This window comes from Psychromarinibacter halotolerans (genome assembly GCF_029168315.1).
In the GTDB taxonomy this organism is placed as follows: domain Bacteria; phylum Pseudomonadota; class Alphaproteobacteria; order Rhodobacterales; family Rhodobacteraceae; genus Psychromarinibacter; species Psychromarinibacter halotolerans.
Window position 1 is genome coordinate 1 of record NZ_JARGYD010000033.1, and the last position, 1,168, is coordinate 1,168.

A 1,168-nucleotide genomic window follows, 5' to 3' on the forward strand; every position below is an offset into this window, starting at 1 on the left:
TTCACCGTCTGCACCGCGTTGCCCGCGTAGATCGGGCGTTCGAAGGTGTCGGCGTCCACGATGCCCGAGACGTCCGACAGGATCATCACGTCCAGCAGCGCCGCGACGCGCGGCATCACGTTCTTCGCGTCGGTGGTGGCCGGGGCGACGATGTGGTCGTAGTCGCCTGCAAGCGACGCAAGCAGCGCGGCGGTGGTTTCCGCAAGGCGGTGCCCCAGCGACGCATCCTCGGCGACCAGCACCTTCGACACGCCGTCGATGGCGGCGGCGGCGGCGCCCGCGTCGGCAGCGGCGGCGCCAGCGGCCAGCACCGTCACGTCGCCCAGTTGTTTCGCGGCCGTCACGGCCTTGGCGGTGGCGTCACGTTGCAGTTCGCCGCCGGTGACTTCGGCAAGAAGAAGTACAGCCATCACACAGCCCCCGCTTCCTTGAGTTTCGCGACCAGTTCGTCGACCGAACCGACCATCTCGCCCGCCTTGCGCGCCGGCGGCTCTTCGGTCTTCACGATTTCCAGCCGCGGCGCGACGTCCACGCCGTAGTCGGCGGGGGTCTTTTCATCCAGCGGCTTCTTCTTCGCCTTCATGATGTTCGGCAGCGAGGCATAGCGCGGCTCGTTCAGGCGCAGGTCGACCGTGACGATGGCGGGCATCTTCACCTTGATCGTTTGCAGGCCGCCGTCGACCTCGCGGGTGACGTTGGCATGGTCGCCGTCGATGTTCACTTCAGACGCGAAGGTGGCCTGGCTCCAGCCCAGCAGCGCCGACAGCATCTGGCCCGTGGCGTTCATGTCGTTGTCGATCGCCTGCTTGCCGCACAGCACGAGACCCGGCTGTTCCTCGTCGACGATGCCCTTCAGGATCTTCGCGACGGCCAGCGGTTCGATGTCCTGATGAACGTCGTCGGCGGCAACCACGAGGATCGCCCGGTCGGCGCCCATCGCCAGCGCGGTCCGCAGGGTTTCCTGCGCCTGCTTCACGCCGATCGAGACAGCCACCACTTCCTCGGCGGCGCCCTTCTCTTTCAGGCGGATCGCCTCTTCGACGGCAATCTCGTCGAACGGGTTCATGGACATCTTGACGTTGGCGAGATCGACGCCCGTGCCATCCGCCTTCACGCGGACCTTCACGTTGTAGTCGATCACACGTTTCACAGGTACGAGGACCTTCAT

The 1,168-nt window shown here is 66.0% G+C and carries 1 protein-coding gene and 1 pseudogene; both read right to left on the reverse strand.

All coding sequences use genetic code 11. The features are described from left to right. Nucleotides 1-410, reverse strand: a pseudogene (locus P1K30_RS23780) (electron transfer flavoprotein subunit alpha/FixB family protein); the annotation flags it as partial. Continuing rightward, nucleotides 410-1,168: an electron transfer flavoprotein subunit beta/FixA family protein gene (locus P1K30_RS23785; RefSeq protein WP_275635225.1), complete on the reverse strand. Its 759-nt coding sequence runs from the start codon at nt 1,166-1,168 to the stop codon at nt 410-412. The pseudogene P1K30_RS23780 and the gene P1K30_RS23785, both read right to left, overlap by 1 nt.